Raw genomic sequence first — 16,663 nt, forward strand, 5'->3', positions numbered from 1 at the left:
AGGACGCATCATGGACCTCGCCGCCAAACTCGCCGAACTCGGCCTCGAACTTCCCAAGGCTGCGGCACCGGTTGCCGCCTATGTCCCGGTCGTCGAGCAGAATGGTCTGCTCTATGTCAGCGGCCAGCTGCCCTTTCGCGATGGGCAGGTTGTCACCGGGCGCCTCGGCGACGACATGGATGTGGCGGGCGGTCAGGACGCAGCGCAGCGCGTCGCGCTGATGCTCGTCGCGCAGATCGGGCAGGCGATCGGCGGCGACTGGTCGCGTATCGAGCGCGTCGTCAAGCTCGGCGTCTTCGTCAACAGCGCGCCGAGCTTCACCGATCAGGCGAAAGTCGCCAATGGTGCGTCGGAACTGTTCGAGACGCTGTTCGGCGAAGCGGGCCGCCATGCGCGCGCCGCCGTGGGCGTTGCGGTGCTGCCGCTCGGCGCTGCGGTCGAGGCCGATGCAATCGTCGCGGTGAAGCCCGCCTAAGGCTGGCGATGGCCGAAGCCGACCCGCCCGCACGGACGATCTCGCTCGGCACCGGTGTCGCCGCAATCCACGCCGCGGCATGGGACGCGCTGGCCGGCAACGACAATCCGTTTGTCAGCCATGCCTTCCTGTCGCTGCTCGAGCACTCGGGCAGCGTCGGGCCGGGCACCGGCTGGCAGGCGGCGCCGCTGCTGGTCGAGGACGCGGCGGGTGTACTGCTTGCCGCCGCGCCTGCTTACCTCAAATCGCACAGCCAGGGCGAATATGTGTTCGACCAGGGCTGGGCCGACGCTTGGGCGCGTGCCGGCGGTGATTATTATCCCAAGCTTCAGATCGCAGCGCCTTTCACCCCCGTGCCGGGGCCGCGGCTGCTGGTGCAAAGCGAGGAGGATGCGGCGCTGCTGATCCGCGCCGCAGAAGCGGTGGTGCGCCAGAATGGTCTGTCGTCGGCGCATGCGACCTTTGTCGCGCCCGACCAGATGCCGCTGTTCGAAAACGCGGGCTGGCTGGTGCGCCGCGACATCCAGTTCCACTTTGCCAATGCGAACTACGCCAGCTTCGACGAATTCCTCGCGACGCTGACCTCGGCAAAGCGCAAGCAGCTGCGCAAGGAGCGCGCGCGGGCGGTCGAAGGGTTGCGGATCGAGGAGTTGACCGGCGCGGCGATCCGCCCCGAACATTGGGATGCCATGTGGCTCTTCTATCAGGACACTGGCGCGCGCAAATGGGGGCGTCCCTATCTGACGCGCGCGGCGTTCGACCTGATTGGGACGCGGATGGCGGAGCAGGTCATCCTGCTCATCGCTTATGATGATGACCGGCCGGTGGCGGGCGCGCTGCACTTTCTTGGCGCCGACACGCTCTACGGCCGCTATTGGGGGTGCCTGACCGACATCCCCTATCTGCATTTCGAGCTATGCTATTACCGCGCGATCGACATCGCGATCGCGCGCGGGCTGCGCCGGGTCGAGGCGGGCGCGCAAGGCGGGCATAAGCTCGCGCGTGGCTATGGCCCCGTCGCGACATGGTCGGCGCATTTCATCGCCGATCCGGGATTCCGCCGTGCGGTCGCCGATTTTCTGGAGCAGGAGCGCCGCGCCGAAGAAGCCGAAATGGACTGGCTGGAAGGGCATACGCCCTTCAAGCGGAAGGACTAGGCGGCGAAGCGGCGGGCGGCAGGACGGCGCGCCGTCTCGTCGAGCCAGGCGCGCGCCTGGCGCTGCGCTTCGGCGATTTCGTCGCGGCTCATTTCGTCGGACAGGTCGGCGCGGCATTGCTGGCCTTCCTTGTTGCCGCCGAGCGCCGCGAGATTGAACCATTTATGCGCCTGGATCAGATCGACATCGACCCCGCCGGTCCCGGTGGAAAATGCGATCCCCAGATCGAAATAGGCATTGGCGTCGCCGCGCGCCGCATCGAGCAGGCGGCTTTCGATCAGAAATTGCGCGGACTTCAGACTGTTGGCCATAAAAACCCCCTGTCGCCTCCCCCCACAGGAGGCTTCGGGGTCTAACCTTGCGACTTATGGTCAAAAAAGCGTTAACGCGGGGCGCGATTTCTTGTGGATAGCGCGTCAAAGTGACGCAATTCTGCCGATTTTCGTTGTAATCAACTCACCGGATAATTGTCGATCAGCCGCGTTTTGCCCATCCGCGCGGCGGCGAGCAGGCGCGCCGGGTTCCGAAAAACGGTCAATCTTTCAAGGCTGTCGGCATCGGCGAGCGCGACATAATCGACGCTGTCAAAGCCGCCTGCGACGATCGCCGCCGCCGCTTCGGTCAACGCCGCATCGACCTCGCCGCCCCGCGCAATTGTGGTTGCGGCGGCTTTCAGGGCATCGGGAAAGGCGGTTGCGGCAGCGCGCTGCTCGGCCGACAGATAAGCGTTGCGCGACGACAGCGCGAGGCCGTCGGGATCGCGCGCGATCGGGGCACCCAAAATGTCGAGGTGGAAATCGAGGTCGCGCGCCATGCGGCGGATGATCGCGAGCTGCTGCCAGTCCTTTTCGCCGAAGATTGCGATGTCGGGACGAACTTGGTTGAACAATTTGGCGACGACGGTGGCGACGCCGTCGAAATGACCGGGGCGGGCGGCGCCGCAATAATCGGCGCCAAGTTCGGCAACCTCGATATGCGTGCTATGGCCGCCGGGATACATGACCGCGACGTCGGGCGCCCAGAGCAGTGCGACGCCTTGCTCGACCAGCAAGGCCGCATCGCGCGCTTCGTCGCGCGGATAGGCGGCGAAATCCTCATTGGGGCCGAATTGGGTCGGGTTGACGAAGATCGAGACTACGACATGGTCAGCGACGCGCCGCCCCATGTGGACGAGCGAGAGGTGGCCGTCGTGCAGCGCCCCCATCGTCGGCACCAGCGCGACACTTTTGCCGCCCTGCTTCAGCGCCGCGATGCCGCGGTGCAGCGTCGCGATGTCACGGATGATTTGCACGCTTGCCCGCCCTCCGATAATGGCGACGCAACGGCCACCCGAGCGGCTCCCATGCGCCGCCAACAGGAAAATCGCAACGCTCATGACGAACCCCGCCCCGCACCGCATCATCTTTGCCAACGAAAAGGGCGGGACCGGCAAATCGACCTGCGCCGTCCATTTCGCGGTCGCGCTGGCGAGTCAGGGATGGAAGGTGGCGGGGCTTGACCTCGACCCGCGCCAGCGTACCTTTCACCGCTATCTCGAGAACCGGATCAATACCGCCAAACGCCGCGATATCGACCTTCCGACGCCGCATTTCGAGGTATTCGAGGGTTCGACGATCGAGGAACTCGACGCGCAGGTCGCGCGGCTGTCGCACGACGTCGATTATTTCATCGCCGACACGCCCGGCCGCGACGATGTGTTTGCGCGCCATCTGGCGACGTCCGCCGACACGCTGGTCACCCCGATCAACGACAGTTTCATCGATTTCGACCTGATCGGTCAGGTCGATCCCGAGAGTTTTCAGGTCACTCGCCCCAGCTTTTATTCGGAACTGATCTGGGACACGCGCAAGGCGCGCGCCAAGAGCGACGGGCGGACGATCGACTGGATCATCCTGCGCAACCGCCTCCAGCACGTCGATGCGCATAATATGCGCCGCGTCGGCGAGGCGCTGAACCAGCTGTCACGCCGTGTCGGCTTCCGCGTCATCCCCGGGCTTGGCGAGCGTGTGATTTATCGCGAGCTGTTTCCTGCGGGTCTGACCCTGCTCGACAAGGCGCATCTCGGCGGCATGGGGATCGGACATGTCGTCGCGAGGCAGGAATTGCGCGAAGCGATGGGCGGGCTGAACCTCCCCGCGCGCGAGCGGCTGCACCCCGACGGCGATCTGTTCGCCGCCGCCTGACACCTCCCCCACCGCACAAGAATGAGAGCATCATGACGCACAATTTCCATCCCACGATGCTGCGCGAATATGACATCCGCGGCGTGGTCGGCGACACGCTGTCGGACAAGGACGCCTATGCCATCGGGCGTAGTTTCGCGACGCTGGTCGCGCGCGCCGGGGGCAAGCGGATCGCGGTCGGTTATGACGGACGGCTGTCGTCGCCGATGCTTGCCGACGCGCTGATCGCCGGGATCAACGCCGCTGGTATCGACGCGCTGAACGTCGGGCTCGGGCCGACGCCGATGCTCTATTATGCGGCGTCAACCGAAGAGGTGGATGGCGGCATCCAGATAACTGGCAGCCACAATCCCCCCGACTATAATGGCTTCAAATTTGTGATGCAGGGGCGTCCTTTCTATGGCGCCGACATTCAGCGGATCGGGGAAATGGCCGCCGCGGGCGATTGGGAAACTGGCGAAGGTGCCACGCAGAGCATCGACATCATCGACGCCTATGTCGACCGGCTGGTCGAGGGTTTCGCCGGTAGCGCCTTCCGCATCGGCTGGGATGCGGGCAATGGCGCGGCGGGGACGGTGATCGAAAAACTCACCGCGAAGTTGCCGGGCGAGCATTTCCTGTTGTTCACCGACATCGACGGCCATTTCCCGAACCACCATCCCGATCCCACCGAAGAAAAGAATCTGGCCGATCTGAGGAAGCTCGTCGCGGAGAGGAATCTCGATTTCGGCGTCGCTTTCGATGGAGATGGCGACAGGATCGGCGCGATCGACGGCGAGGGACGGGTGATCTGGGGCGACCAGTTGCTGCAAATCTACGCCGCGGCGTTGCTGCAGGACATGCCCGGCGCGACGATCATTGCCGATGTTAAGGCGAGTCAGGCGCTATTCGACCGCGTTGCGGAGCTCGGCGGAACGCCCTTGATGTGGAAGACCGGCCACAGCCTGATCAAGGCAAAGATGAAGGAAACCGGCAGCCCGCTGGCGGGCGAGATGAGCGGGCATGTCTTCTTCGCCGACCGCTATTATGGCTATGACGACGCGCCTTACGCCGCGGTGCGGTTGATCGAGGCGGCGACGAAGCTCGGGCAAAGCGTTACCGAATTGCGCGGCAATATGGCGCCGATGGTCAACACGCCTGAACTCCGCTTCCAGGTCGACGAGGTGCGCAAATTCGCCATTGTGGATGAAGTATTGGCGCGGCTGGCCGCATCGGGGGCAAAGGTCGATCGCACTGACGGCGCGCGGGTGCTGACCGACGACGGCTGGTGGCTGCTCCGCGCCTCGAACACGCAGGATGTGCTGGTCGCGCGCGCCGAAGCGAAGGATGAGGCGGCGCTGGCGCGGCTGATGGCGGCGATCGACGAACAGCTCGGCCTGTCGGGGGTCGTGCGGGGGCCGCAGGCGGGGCACTAATCTCCAACTCGGCTCCCTTCAGGGAGGGGACGGTGGAGGGTATGCGGCGACGAAAGAACGCCCGCTGCGACCCACCCCCAACCCCTCCCTAAAAGGGAGGGGGACAGCCCTGCAAAAATCTTGCCAGATTGACCTTGGCGGCGCTCCTCGGGTAACGCTCGGACATGTCTCCTCTCGAAGCGATGTGGAAATGACCGACGACGAAGCGACCCCTGTGACCGTGACTGCCGACACCGATCACGGCGTCGCCGAACATCGGGCGCATGTCCGCGACGACGCGGCGGCGGGCAACGGGCTGGCGGTGATTTCAATCGCCAAAAGCTATGACAAGCGCGTTGTGCTCTCCGACGTGTCGCTGTCGGTGGCAAAGGGCGAAGTGCTCGGCCTGCTCGGTCCCAATGGCGCCGGCAAGACCACCTGTTTTTATTCGATCATGGGGTTGGTGAAGCCCGACGCTGGACGCATCATGCTCGACGGCGCCGACATCACCGCACTGCCGATGTATCGCCGCGCGATCCTCGGCCTCGGTTATCTGCCGCAGGAAACTTCGATTTTTCGCGGCATGACGGTCGAACAGAATATCAGCGCGGTGCTGGAACTGGCCGAACCCGACAAGATCGCGCGCGAACGGCGGCTCGAAGAATTGCTCGACGAATTCGGGCTGACGCGGCTGCGCAGCGCGGCGGCGATGGCGCTGTCGGGCGGCGAACGGCGCCGCGCCGAGATCGCCCGCGCGTTGGCCGCCAACCCTTCGATCATGCTGCTCGACGAACCCTTTGCCGGCATCGACCCGCTGTCGATCAGCGATATTCGCGATCTCGTCGCCGATCTGAAGACGCGCGGCATCGGCGTGCTCATCACCGACCATAATGTCCGCGAAACGCTCGATCTCGTTGATCGCGCCTGCATCATTTACGACGGCAAGGTGCTGCTCGCGGGTTCGCCCGAGGAACTGGTCGCCGACCCCGAAGTGCGGCGACTGTATCTGGGCGAGGGTTTCTCCTTGTGAGCGATGTGGGCCGTATCGGTGCCGAATGAGCCACTTTCCGTTTCCGTTTGTGTCGAGCGAAGTCGAGGCACACCGAGTACGTGCATGGCTTCACGTGTCTCGACTTCGCTCGACACAAACGGGGTAAAGGGTTGCTGATACCCGATGGCGTTGGGTCCACGCCTCGATCTCCGCCAGTCTCAATCGCTGGTGATGACGCCGCAGCTGCAGCAAGCGATCAAGCTGCTGGCGCTGTCGAACCTCGAACTCGAAGCCTATCTCGCCGAGGCGCTCGAGGGTAACCCGCTGCTCGATGCGACCTCGGGGGATAGCGACGGTAGCGCGGGCGATGCGAATGACAATCCGGGTGACGATGCGCCGATAACCGAGGCAGCATCGCTCGATGCCGACCATGCCTTGTCGTCGGATAGCGGCACCGCGAACGACCTTGATGTCGATATGACCGCCGAAAGCTTTCACCACGACAGCGCCAGCGACAATGTCGGCCTGTCGGGAAGCGATAGCGAAGGCATCGATTTCGACAGCTTCGCCGGCGAGGATGCGACGCTGCACGAGCATTTGCTGGCGCAGGTCGGCGAGCGGTTCAGCGGGCTGGAGGCGATGATCGCCGAACAGCTCGTCGCGCTGATCAACGAAGCCGGCTATTTGCGCGCCGATCTCGCCGAGGTGGCGCAGCGGCTAGGGGTGCCGCTGGCGCTGGTCGAGAGCGTGCTCGCGGGGGTTCAATGCTTCGACCCGTCGGGGGTCGGCGGGCGCGACCTCGCCGAATGTATCGCGATCCAAGCGCGCGAGGCGGATCGTTATGACCCGGCGATGGCGACGATGATCGCGCATCTCGATCTGGTCGCCAAGGGCGCCTTTCCGCAGCTCAAACGCATCTGCGGCGTCGATGACGAGGATCTGGCCGACATGATCCGCGAGCTGCGCGGCTATGATCCCAAGCCCGGTCTGAAATTCGGCGGCGATGCGTCGCAGGCGGTGGTTCCCGATCTCTATATTCGTCGGACGGCGCAGGGCTGGGCGGTCGAGATCAACAGCGGCACCTTGCCGCGCCTGCTCGTCAATCGCCGCTATTATACCGAACTGGCCACCGGCGCTGCGGCCAAGAGCAAGGCGTGGCTGTCCGAGCAGCTGGCGAGCGCGAACTGGCTGGTGCGCGCGCTCGACCAGCGCCAGCGCACCATCATCAAGGTCGCGAGCGCGATCGTGAAGCAGCAGGAAGGGTTTTTCCTGCACGGCGTCGCGCACATGCGCCCGATGACGCTGCGGCAGGTCGCCGAGGAGATCGGCATGCACGAATCGACGGTCAGCCGCGTCACGAGCAACAAATACCTCAGCTGCGCACGCGGGCTGTTCGAGCTCAAATATTTCTTTTCGTCGGGCATTTCGGCGACCGAGGGCGACGGCGCGGTGTCGGCCGAAGCGGTAAAGAGCCGAATCAAGGCGATGATCGAGGGCGAGGATCCAAAGGCGATCCTGTCCGATGAGACGATCGCGCAGAAACTGTCCGCCGAGGGGCACGACATTGCGCGGCGCACGGTGGTCAAATATCGCGAAGCGATGGGCTATGGCTCGTCGGTGCAGCGGCGGCGGCAGAAGGCTTTGGCGGGTTAAAGCCACCTCTGATTCCGTTCGTGTCGAGCGAAGTCGAGACACCCATCGGGGCGGCGCGAGGCATAGGGGCATCTCGACTTCGCTCGATGCGAACGGAAAATGGGGAATTGGCTCAAGGGCCGGTTGACTTTTCGGCCCTATCCCCATAGTTGCGCCGCTTCGCGTCAACACGCCAAGATTTACGGAACAGAACGATGAAGATTCGCAACAGCCTGAAGTCGCTGAAGGACCGCCACCGGGATAACCGCGTTATCCGCCGCCGTGGCCGCACCTATGTGATCAACAAGACCAACCGCCGCTTCAAGGCGCGCCAGGGCTGATTGTCCTGTCGGGGCGTTTTCCGCCCCGCGCGTATAACGAAGTCAGCGTGACGCCGTCGGATGCTTCCGGCGGCGCTTTCGCGTGTCTGGAGTGCCCATGATTCGCCAATCGGTGATTTTTGATGTCGGCCGCGTCCTGTTCGACTGGGACCTCCGCCACCTGTTCGCGAAATTGATCGACGACCGGGACGAGCTCGAATGGTTCGTCGCCAATGTCGTCACGCCCGAATGGCATTTCCAGCACGACGCCGGACGCCCGCTCGCCGAAATGCTGCCCGAGCTCAAGGCCGACTTTCCCGGTCATGACGATCTGATCGACGCTTATGCGGCGCGCTTCAACGAAACGATTCCCGGGCCGATGCCGGGCAGCCTAGAGCTGGTGGCGCGATTGGACGCCGCGGGGGTGCCGCTGTTCGCGATCACCAATTTCGGCCATGAATTCTGGGAAGGCTTCCGTCCGACCCAGCCGGTGTTCGACCGTTTTCAGGGTATCATCGTGTCGGGCACCGAGAAATTGATGAAGCCCGATCCCGCGATCTACCGCCTCGCGATCGAGCGATTCGGCATCGATCCCGCGGGCGCGCTGTTCATCGACGATGTCGAGGCGAATATCGCGGGGGCCGAATCGGTCGGCATCGCCGGCCATCTGTTCGGCGGCGCGGCGATGCTCGAACGCGATCTGGTCGCGCGCGGCTATCTGCCCGGCTGATCGAAACGCAGCACCAGGCGGCGCGTCGTGGTGATTGGCGCGGCAAAGCTGCCGTCGGCCTGCGCGCGCAGATCGGCGATGCCGAACGGATTGACGATCCCCGCGCGGCTCAGTCCGCCTTTGGGGTCGAGCCCGACGATCGTCAGCGGCGCGTCGCTTCGCTGCATCGCGGTGCCGAAATAGGCCAGCATCGCGGGGTGCTGGTCGGCGGTGCCGACGCACAGCCCTGCCTCGATCCGGAAGCGCACCGCGCCTTCGACCGCGACGTCGCCAAAGGTGCCGCGATAGCGCTGCGCCGCGAGCGGGCATTCGGCGGCGACCAGCCCGGCGGGTGCGGCACGGAAGGGCGCGGCGATCATCTGCGCGGTGGGTTCCATGCGCGACACCCACGACGCATTGGACAGCAGGCTGACGGCCGTGCGTTCGCCGCGCCACAGACCGAGCGTGCTGCGCGCGCCAAGCGCTACGCCATTGTGATGGACGATGGGCGCGCCGTCGGCGTCGCTCCCGATGCGCCAGCCGAAACCGACCTCATAATCCTCCGCTCCTGCCGCTTTGCCATCGGCGAGCTTCACCGGCACGAGCATCGCATCAAAGGTATCGGAGCGCACGACGCGGCCGTCGATCATCCGTCCGCCGAAACTTGCGACCGCACTCGCGGTGCCACTGAGCCCGCCGCCGCCCCAGGTGTAGCTGAAATCGTGGCGCGGCAGATCGACCACGCGCCGCTGGTCGAAGCCATAGGCGCGCGAGGCGTTGGGGTCGCCGCTGTCGGTCGCGTCGGCGCGAATCGCGAGCCCCGGTGCGACCTTTTTTGCGACATAGTCGGTGAAGGGGCGTCCGGCCTTGTCCTCGACCAGCGCGCCGAGCAGGCTATAGCCCCATGACGAATAGCTGTAGGCGGTTCCCGGCGGGCTCAGCAGGTCGCGCCCCGCGAAAATCGCGACGGCATCGCGCCCCGTGGCGTAGTGACGCGATCCGCGATCCGCATCGATCGCCTGATAATGCGGCAGGCCCGAGACATGCGCCGCGATCTGGCGTGGGGTGATCGCCGGCCAGCGCGTATCCAGCCATGGCAATTGGCGCTGTACCGGCGCGTCGGGATCGATCCGGCCTTGTTCGGCAAGCTGCATGACGGCGGCGACGGTGAGCAGCTTTGAGACGCTCGCGAGCCGGAACAGCGTGTCGCGCGTGACTGGCGCCCCGCTAGTGCGATCGCGCTGCCCGCTCGCGCCGTCCCAGACGATGCGGCCGTCCTGCCACACCGCGGCGGCCATGCCGGGGACGCCGTTGGTTTCGCGGAGCGTGTCGAGCAGGCGCTGCGCGACGGCAGCCCGGTCGGCGTTAGCGCCGGTTTGCGCGCACGCGGGCGCTGCGCTCGCGAGCAAGGCGGTGGCGCCCAGAATATATGCGATCGGTCGTAACATCATCGGATCCCCTCCCTTTGGTGGAAGGGCGGAATGAGTCCGATCTGTCGCGCCGATGTGCCGAAATGTCGCGCGCCTGTCGCACGCCTTGGGGCTATTGGTACCGGTACCTTATTTCTCGACCCCCAGCTGCGTCAGCACGAAGGCGAACTCCTCGGCGTCCTCGCGCAGCGCGCCCCAGCGGCCCGACTTGCCTGCATGGCCCGCGCCCATGTTGGTGCGTAGCAGCAGGGTCGCGTCGTTGGTGCGCGTCGCGCGGAGTTTGGCGACCCATTTGGCGGGCTCCCAATAGGTGACGCGCGGATCGTTGAGCCCTGCCGATACGAGCATGGGCGGATAGGCCTTGGCGGTCACATTGTCATAGGGGCTGTAGCTCAGCATATAGTCGAACGCGGCCTTGTCGGTGATCGGATTGCCCCATTCGGGCCATTCGCCGGGGGTCAGTGGCAGCGTCTCGTCGACCATCGTGTTGATCACATCGACGAAGGGCACGCCCGCGAGCACCGCGCCCCACAGTTCCGGCGCCTCGTTATAGACGACCCCCATCACCTGCCCGCCCGCCGAGCGGCCTTCGATCGAAATCTTGCCCGCGCTTGTATATTTGGCGGCGATCAGCCCTTTGGCGACGTCGATGAAGTCGTTGAACGTGTTCTTGCGCGCGGTGGTCTTGCCCGCGAGATACCAGGCGCGGCCGAGGTCGTCGCCGCCACGGACATGCGCGATCGCATAGATCATGCCGCGATCGACGAGGCTGAGGCGCGTGGTCGAAAAGCCCGGCGGCACGCGGTAGCCGTAGGAGCCATAGACATAGAGGTGCAGCGGCGCGCTGCCGTCCCGCGGCGTGCCCTTCTTATACACCAGCGACACCGGCACCGGGGTGCCGTCGCGCGCGGGCATGTTCACCAATTCGGTTACATATTCATCATGATTGTAACCAGACGGAATCTCCTGCACCTTGAGCGTTTCGAGTTTGCCGCTGGCGATGTCGTAATCATAAACGGTGTCGGGGGTGACCATCGATTCATAGTCGAGCCGCAGCTTGTCCTGATGATATTCGGGATTGTCGCCCAATCCCGCGACATAGGTCGTCTCGGGAAATTTGATGCGGCCCGGGGTCAGCGGCGCGTCGTAGCGGCGGACATCGACCTGATCGACGCCCTTTTCGCGCGATTCGAGGACGAAATAGTCTCGGAAGATCGACAGGCCGGTGATGTAATTATCGTCAGAACCGGGGATCAGCGTTTGCCATTCGCCCGGGTTGTCGAGGCTGGCGGTCGCGACGCGGAAATTGGCATGATCGTCGTTGGTGTGGATGTAGAGCGTCTTTTCGCGGACATCGACGCTGTATTCGCGGCCCTTCTTGCGCGCCGATACCAGCATCGGCTGGGCGCCCGGATCGTCGGCAGGAAGCAGATAGACTTCGCTCGTTTCATTGTCGCCGGTCGCGATCACGATATAGGCGTCGTCGGCGGTCTTGCCGATGCCGACCCCGAAACCAATGTCGGCTTCCTTGTAGATGCGGACATCTTCGCTGACCGGGGTGCCCAGATAATGGACATGGACATTGTCGGTGCGCCAGTTTTCATTGGCGAGGCCATAGAGCAGCGCGTCGCTGTTCTCGGTCCACACCAGCGACGACAGGGTGCCGGGGATGACGTCGGGCAGCGCCTTTCCGGTCGTCAGGTCGGTGAAGCGTACCTCGAAGCGTTCCGAGCCATTGTCATCGACGGCATAGGCCATCAGCTTGCCATTGGGGCTGATCGCGACGTCGGACAGGCGGAAATATTCCTTGTCCTTCGCCATCGCGACCTCGTCGAGGATCAGCGCGGCATCACCGCCCGCCGCGGGCCGCCGGTACCATTTCTTATATTCGGCGCCTTCCTCAAATTCGACCCAATAGACCCAGTCGCCGTCCTTTTGCGGCACGCTCGAATCCGCTTCCTTGATCCGGCCCTTCATTTCCTGGAACAGCGTCTCGACCAATGCGGCGTGCGGCTTCATCGCCGCGTCGAAATAGGCGTTCTCGGCTTTCACATAGTCGAGCACATCCTTGTCATCGATCACCGGATAGCTCTCGTCCTTCAGCCAGTGATACGGATCGGAGAGCTTCTTGCCGTGCAGCTTCATTTCATGCGAGCGCTTTTCCGCGACGGGGGCGGCGGGCAGGGCAGGGGCGGGGCTGGTCAAGGCGGCGTCTTTCTGTTGGGCAAGCAGGGGCGATGATGCGAGAAGCGGGGTGGCAATTGCCGCCAGAAACATCCAAATAGCGCGCATCGAAAAATCCCCCGCGGTGTCGCCCGGATCGGGCGGGATCGCCCGCGATGTAGGAATAAGGAACGTCTGATGTCCAGCACCATCCACGCCAATCGTCTTGCCCGCGTCCGCGCCGAACTGAAAGCGCAGGGTCTGGATGGCTTTGTCGTGCCAATCAGCGACGAGCATATGAGCGAATATGTCGGTGATTATGCGCAGCGCATGGCGTGGCTGACGGGCTTCGGCGGATCGGCGGGAACGGCGGCGGTGTTGCCCGAAAAGGCCGCGGTCTTCGTCGACGGACGCTATACGGTGCAGGTGCGCGATCAGGTCGACGGCGCGCTGTTCGACTATGTCGGCGTGCCTCAGTCGAGCGTCGCGGAATGGCTGGGTGCCAATATCAGCGCGGGTCAGAAGGTCGGCTATGATCCGTGGCTCCACACCATCGACTGGGCGCGCGGCCTTGAAAAGGCGCTGGCGGCGAAGGGGGCGAGCCTCGTTGCGGTCGACGCGAACCCGCTCGACGCGGCGTGGGACGACCAGCCGGTGCCGAGCGCGGCGGTGGTCACCGTCCACGACGCGGCGCTCGCGGGGCAGGCTGCGACCCAAAAGCGCGAAATCATCGCCGACTGGCTGAAGGCGAACGGTCTCGACACGACGGTGATGACCGCGCTCGATTCGATCGCGTGGACGTTCAACATCCGCGGTACCGACGTCAGTCACACCCCGGTCGGGCTGGCTTTCGCGCTGCTCCATGCCGACGCGACCGCCGACCTGTTCATCGCGCCCGAGAAAGTCACCGACGCGGTGCGCGCGCACCTTGGCAACAGCGTCCGCATCCACGATCGCGACGCGTTCGAGGCGGCGCTCGCCGACCTTAAGGACAGACGGGTAGCGGTCGATCCCGACCGCGCGGTCGCGGCGATCTTTACCGCGCTCGAGAGTGCGGGGGCGAAGATCGCGCGGCATCGCGATCCGGCGGTGCTGCCCAAGGCGATCAAGAATGACGCCGAACTCAGCGGCACGCGCGCGGCGCATGTCCGCGACGGCGTCGCGGTGTCGCGCTTCCTCAAATGGATGGAGGAGGTGGCGCCGCAGGGAGGGCTCGACGAGCTCGGCGCCGCGGCGAAGCTGCGCGAATTTCGCGACGCCAATGGCGCGCTGCGCGACCTGTCGTTCGACACGATCTCGGCGGCCGGTCCCAACGGCGCGCTGCCGCACTATAAGGTCGACGAAACGACCAACCGCGCGATCGAGACCGGCACGCTCTATCTCGTCGATTCGGGCGGGCAATATGACGACGGCACCACCGACATCACGCGCACGATCGCGGTCGGCGCGCCGACCGCCGAAATGCGCCGCCGCTTCACGCAGGTGCTCAAGGGTCATATCGCGCTCGCGACAGCGCGCTTTCCCAAGGGCACGCGCGGCAGCCAGCTCGACATATTGGCGCGTCAATATCTGTGGGCCGACGGGGTCGATTATGCGCATGGTACCGGGCACGGCGTCGGCAGCTATCTGGCGGTGCACGAAGGGCCGCAGCGGATCGCCAAGCCCGCTGGCGGACAGGCGGGAACCGAGGAGCCTTTGCATGCGGGCATGATCCTGTCGAACGAGCCCGGCTATTACAAGGCGGGCAGCTTTGGCATCCGCATCGAAAATCTGGTGGTCGTCACGCCCGTCCGCATCGACGGCGCCGAAGAGGATATGCTGGGGTTCGAGACGATCACCTTTGCGCCGATCGCGCAAAATCTGGTCGAAACCGCGCTTTTGTCGCCTGCCGAGGCTGATTGGCTCGATGCCTATCACGCCGAGGTGTTCGCGAAGCTGGCGCCGGGACTGAGCGCGGACGATCGCGCCTGGCTCGAAGCGGCCTGCGCGCCGCTCGACCGCACCCCCGCCGCACTCGCGGCCTGAGGCGGCGATGGACAGCAGCAACGGCGAGGTGCCGCGCGAGGATTTTCGGGTCCACGAGACGGTGCGCGTGCGCTTCAACGAGATCGACGGCCAGAACATCGTCTTCAACGGCAATTATCTGGTCTATGCCGATATCGGCGTGACCGAATATTTTCGTGCATTGGGCGAAGGTCAGCCCGGCCCCTATTTTCACCAATATGGTACAGATATTCGCGAGACACGGTGCGAAATCGAATATCACGCCCCTGCCCGGCTCGACGAGCAGATTACCATTGCGGCGCGGGTGAGCCGGTTCGAGCGGACGAGTTTCACCGTCCATTGCGCGATTTTTCGCGGCGCCGAGCGGTTGACCGATATCGCGATCAGCTATGCGCATGTCGATCTCGACAGCGGCGCCGCGACGCCCTTACCCGGCAGTTTCATCGCCGAAGTCCGCCGATTCGAAAAGCGGATTCCGTTGCAGGCGTGATTCGCGAATCACCGGGAATGCCTAACAGCGGCATCTCTCAACCAAAAAGGTCGAAAAAAAGGGCCGCCCGAGGGGCGGCCCATGAAAGTTTTGGGAGAGGATGCCTAAAAGGCATGCTCATATTGCAGCGCACAAAAAATTGTGCAACTGCGAAATGAGCATCTGCAATTGCATTTTTTGCAATCTATGGCCGGCGCTGCAATCGTTCGGTGCAATCGCCGCCCTCTCGCCAATCGCCGCGAGATCGCCTAAATTGCCGCCATGGGAATGTTCAACAACGTCGACATCGGCGGCGGCCTGTCCGATTTCTGGGCCTATGTCCGCGAACCGCGTCCGCACCGCTGGGCCAGCTGGGGCGTTGCGATCGTGCTGCCGATCGTCGTTTTCTATGGTTTTTCCGAGCATCTGATCCGCACCGAGGAGCCGAAGGCGCAGATCATCTATTTCGAAAACTGGTCCGCCGACCGCAGCGCCGCCGAAATCCGCGCCGATTGGGTCGCGCGCGCGAAAGAAACGACGCGCGCCAATGCCGAAAAGCGCGCCGAATATCAGCGACTCGCCGATATGATGGGGGTCGAATATGATTCGGCCGAGGCCGACAAGGTGACCCGCGAAACGCTGGGCGAAGCGGAAGCGGCCGCGGCGAAGCAGAAAAAGCCCGTCGCTGCGGCGCGTTCGACGCTCGCCGAACGCGCCGCGCGCGGGCCGCGAGCGCAGGCAGCCGACTGAGCGCATGCAGCGACGACCTGCCGATGCCGACTGGATGGCGGTCGCCATCGCGCTGTCGCGGCGGGGCCGCCCGGCGGCGGCGCCCAATCCCAATGTCGGCTGTCTGATCGTCAAGGACGAGAAGGTCATCGCACGCGGCTGGACGCAAGCGGGCGGGCGCCCCCATGCCGAGGCGATGGCACTCGCTGCCGCCGGCAATGCGGCGCGCGGTGCCACTGCCTATGTCAGCCTGGAACCCTGCGCCCACGCCAGCCCGCGTGGCCCCTGCTGCACCGACGCGCTGATCGCCGCCGGGGTCGCGCGCGTCGTGGTCGCCGCGCAGGACCCTGACTCGCGAACCAACGGTCAGGGAATCGCGCGCTTGCGCGACGCGGGGATCGACGTCGTCGAAGGCGTCCTGCCCGCCGCAGCGCGCGCCGCGATGGCGCCTTGGTGGACGCGGCAGGCCGAACGGCGTCCGTTCGTGACGCTGAAGCTCGCGACGTCGCTTGACGGTTGTATCGCGCGGGCGGATGGGTCGAGCCGCTGGATCACCGGCGAACGCGCGCGCGCGCACGGCCACCTCGAGCGCACGCAGCATCAGGCGATTCTCGTCGGACGCGGAACGCTCGAGGCCGACGATCCGAAACTTGACGTGCGGCTGTCCGGGCTGGAAGCGCGCAGCCCGAAAAGGCTGCTGCTGACGCGAGGCAGCGCTCCGCCAGGCTGGACCGCGGTCGGATCGCCCGAAGCGATCGACGGCGTCGATTCGGTGCTGGTCGAGGGGGGCGCCGGGGCGGCATCCGCTTTTCTGGCCGCCGACCGCGTCGACCGGCTCTTGCTCTACCGCGCCCCGATCCTGATCGGCGGCGGCAAGCCCGCGCTCGGTGACATTGGCCTCGCCGATCTTGCCGGTGCCCATGGTCGCTGGCGGCTGACCGACAGCCGCCTGCTTGGCAGCGACCGACTCGACGTTTACGAGCGGGTCAGAGAAGGATAAGCGCCCC

The 16,663-nt window shown here is 64.9% G+C and carries 16 protein-coding genes; 12 read left to right on the forward strand and 4 right to left on the reverse strand.

Features of this window, described 5'->3' with window-relative positions; translation table 11 throughout:
* The first annotated feature begins 10 nt into the window (after positions 1-10).
* Both SPYCW_RS16545 and SPYCW_RS16550 read left to right on the forward strand, forming a co-directional pair.
* Positions 11-475, forward strand: coding sequence for a RidA family protein (locus SPYCW_RS16545; protein WP_120217734.1), 465 nt, complete (start codon positions 11-13; stop codon positions 473-475).
* A gap of 8 nt (positions 476-483) precedes the next feature.
* Positions 484-1,632: a GNAT family N-acetyltransferase gene (locus SPYCW_RS16550; protein WP_120217735.1), complete on the forward strand. Its 1,149-nt coding sequence runs from the start codon at positions 484-486 to the stop codon at positions 1,630-1,632.
* Here the strand turns inward: SPYCW_RS16550 and SPYCW_RS16555 are convergent.
* Together SPYCW_RS16555 and panC are read right to left on the reverse strand one after the other, a co-directional pair.
* A complete protein-coding gene (locus tag SPYCW_RS16555) occupies positions 1,629-1,943 on the reverse strand; it encodes a sel1 repeat family protein (RefSeq protein WP_120217736.1) in 315 nt (104 codons plus the stop codon). The two genes, SPYCW_RS16550 and SPYCW_RS16555, sit on opposite strands and share 4 nt — an antisense overlap.
* A 140-nt stretch (positions 1,944-2,083) precedes the next feature.
* Complete coding sequence (gene panC, locus SPYCW_RS16560; RefSeq protein WP_120217737.1) at positions 2,084-2,923, reverse strand: pantoate--beta-alanine ligase; 840 nt, start codon at positions 2,921-2,923, stop codon at positions 2,084-2,086.
* Between the two features lie 82 nt (positions 2,924-3,005).
* Between panC and SPYCW_RS16565 the strand changes: the two genes are divergently transcribed.
* The 6 genes from SPYCW_RS16565 (at position 3,006) to SPYCW_RS16590 (ending at position 8,882) form a co-directional block, all read left to right on the forward strand.
* Complete coding sequence (locus tag SPYCW_RS16565; RefSeq protein ID WP_120218366.1) at positions 3,006-3,815, forward strand: division plane positioning ATPase MipZ; 810 nt, start codon at positions 3,006-3,008, stop codon at positions 3,813-3,815.
* A 32-nt stretch (positions 3,816-3,847) separates the two neighbouring features.
* Positions 3,848-5,230: a phosphoglucomutase/phosphomannomutase PgmG gene (gene pgmG, locus SPYCW_RS16570; RefSeq protein WP_120217738.1), complete on the forward strand. Its 1,383-nt coding sequence runs from the start codon at positions 3,848-3,850 to the stop codon at positions 5,228-5,230.
* A 190-nt stretch (positions 5,231-5,420) separates the two neighbouring features.
* Entirely contained in the window at positions 5,421-6,239 is an 819-nt protein-coding gene (lptB, locus tag SPYCW_RS16575) for an LPS export ABC transporter ATP-binding protein (RefSeq protein ID WP_120217739.1), read from the forward strand.
* 144 nt (positions 6,240-6,383) lie between these two features.
* A complete protein-coding gene (gene rpoN / locus SPYCW_RS16580) occupies positions 6,384-7,853 on the forward strand; it encodes an RNA polymerase factor sigma-54 (protein WP_120217740.1) in 1,470 nt (489 codons plus the stop codon).
* 194 nt (positions 7,854-8,047) lie between these two features.
* On the forward strand, positions 8,048-8,173 hold the full coding sequence (ykgO, locus tag SPYCW_RS16585; RefSeq protein WP_003046794.1) for a type B 50S ribosomal protein L36: 126 nt from the start codon (positions 8,048-8,050) through the stop codon (positions 8,171-8,173).
* A 97-nt stretch (positions 8,174-8,270) separates the two neighbouring features.
* The gene (locus SPYCW_RS16590; protein ID WP_120217741.1) at positions 8,271-8,882 is read left to right on the forward strand and encodes an HAD family hydrolase; all 612 of its coding nucleotides are present in this window, start codon (positions 8,271-8,273) and stop codon (positions 8,880-8,882) included.
* On the opposite strand, the gene SPYCW_RS16595 is transcribed toward SPYCW_RS16590, so the two are convergent.
* Both SPYCW_RS16595 and SPYCW_RS16600 read right to left on the reverse strand, forming a co-directional pair.
* Positions 8,867-10,312, reverse strand: coding sequence for a serine hydrolase domain-containing protein (locus SPYCW_RS16595; RefSeq protein WP_120217742.1), 1,446 nt, complete (start codon positions 10,310-10,312; stop codon positions 8,867-8,869). The genes SPYCW_RS16590 and SPYCW_RS16595 overlap by 16 nt on opposite strands.
* 108 nt (positions 10,313-10,420) lie before the next feature.
* Complete coding sequence (locus tag SPYCW_RS16600) at positions 10,421-12,568, reverse strand: S9 family peptidase (RefSeq protein WP_120217743.1); 2,148 nt, start codon at positions 12,566-12,568, stop codon at positions 10,421-10,423.
* Positions 12,569-12,652: 84 nt separating this feature from the next.
* On the opposite strand from SPYCW_RS16600, the gene SPYCW_RS16605 reads away from it, so the two are divergent.
* The 4 genes from SPYCW_RS16605 to ribD all read left to right on the forward strand — a co-directional run bounded on the left by SPYCW_RS16605 (position 12,653) and on the right by ribD (position 16,656).
* Entirely contained in the window at positions 12,653-14,479 is a 1,827-nt protein-coding gene (locus tag SPYCW_RS16605) for an aminopeptidase P family protein (RefSeq protein WP_120217744.1), read from the forward strand.
* Between the two features lie 7 nt (positions 14,480-14,486).
* Complete coding sequence (locus SPYCW_RS16610; protein ID WP_120217745.1) at positions 14,487-14,948, forward strand: acyl-CoA thioesterase; 462 nt, start codon at positions 14,487-14,489, stop codon at positions 14,946-14,948.
* 261 nt (positions 14,949-15,209) lie between these two features.
* Positions 15,210-15,677, forward strand: a complete 468-nt coding sequence (locus tag SPYCW_RS16615) for a hypothetical protein (RefSeq protein ID WP_232014742.1) — start codon at positions 15,210-15,212, stop codon at positions 15,675-15,677.
* Between the two features lie 34 nt (positions 15,678-15,711).
* Positions 15,712-16,656, forward strand: coding sequence for a bifunctional diaminohydroxyphosphoribosylaminopyrimidine deaminase/5-amino-6-(5-phosphoribosylamino)uracil reductase RibD (gene ribD / locus SPYCW_RS16620; protein WP_120217747.1), 945 nt, complete (start codon positions 15,712-15,714; stop codon positions 16,654-16,656).
* Positions 16,657-16,663: the final 7 nt, after the last annotated feature.

Origin of the sequence: Sphingopyxis sp. EG6 (genome assembly GCF_003609815.1) — a bacterium.
Taxonomy (GTDB): domain Bacteria; phylum Pseudomonadota; class Alphaproteobacteria; order Sphingomonadales; family Sphingomonadaceae; genus Sphingopyxis.

Coding starts and splice junctions, on each gene's coding strand:
- SPYCW_RS16545 (WP_120217734.1), top strand. CDS start 11: ATGGACCTCGCCGCCAAACTCGCCGAACTCGGCCTCGAACTTCCCAAG.
- ykgO (WP_003046794.1), top strand. CDS start 8,048: ATGAAGATTCGCAACAGCCTGAAGTCGCTGAAGGACCGCCACCGGGAT.
- SPYCW_RS16595 (WP_120217742.1), bottom strand. CDS start 10,312: ATGATGTTACGACCGATCGCATATATTCTGGGCGCCACCGCCTTGCTC.
- SPYCW_RS16615 (WP_232014742.1), top strand. CDS start 15,210: ATGGGAATGTTCAACAACGTCGACATCGGCGGCGGCCTGTCCGATTTC.
- rpoN (WP_120217740.1), top strand. CDS start 6,384: ATGGCGTTGGGTCCACGCCTCGATCTCCGCCAGTCTCAATCGCTGGTG.
- SPYCW_RS16550 (WP_120217735.1), top strand. CDS start 484: ATGGCCGAAGCCGACCCGCCCGCACGGACGATCTCGCTCGGCACCGGT.
- SPYCW_RS16605 (WP_120217744.1), top strand. CDS start 12,653: ATGTCCAGCACCATCCACGCCAATCGTCTTGCCCGCGTCCGCGCCGAA.
- ribD (WP_120217747.1), top strand. CDS start 15,712: ATGGCGGTCGCCATCGCGCTGTCGCGGCGGGGCCGCCCGGCGGCGGCG.
- SPYCW_RS16600 (WP_120217743.1), bottom strand. CDS start 12,568: ATGTTTCTGGCGGCAATTGCCACCCCGCTTCTCGCATCATCGCCCCTG.
- SPYCW_RS16590 (WP_120217741.1), top strand. CDS start 8,271: ATGATTCGCCAATCGGTGATTTTTGATGTCGGCCGCGTCCTGTTCGAC.
- SPYCW_RS16610 (WP_120217745.1), top strand. CDS start 14,487: ATGGACAGCAGCAACGGCGAGGTGCCGCGCGAGGATTTTCGGGTCCAC.
- lptB (WP_120217739.1), top strand. CDS start 5,421: ATGACCGACGACGAAGCGACCCCTGTGACCGTGACTGCCGACACCGAT.
- SPYCW_RS16555 (WP_120217736.1), bottom strand. CDS start 1,943: ATGGCCAACAGTCTGAAGTCCGCGCAATTTCTGATCGAAAGCCGCCTG.
- pgmG (WP_120217738.1), top strand. CDS start 3,848: ATGACGCACAATTTCCATCCCACGATGCTGCGCGAATATGACATCCGC.
- SPYCW_RS16565 (WP_120218366.1), top strand. CDS start 3,006: ATGACGAACCCCGCCCCGCACCGCATCATCTTTGCCAACGAAAAGGGC.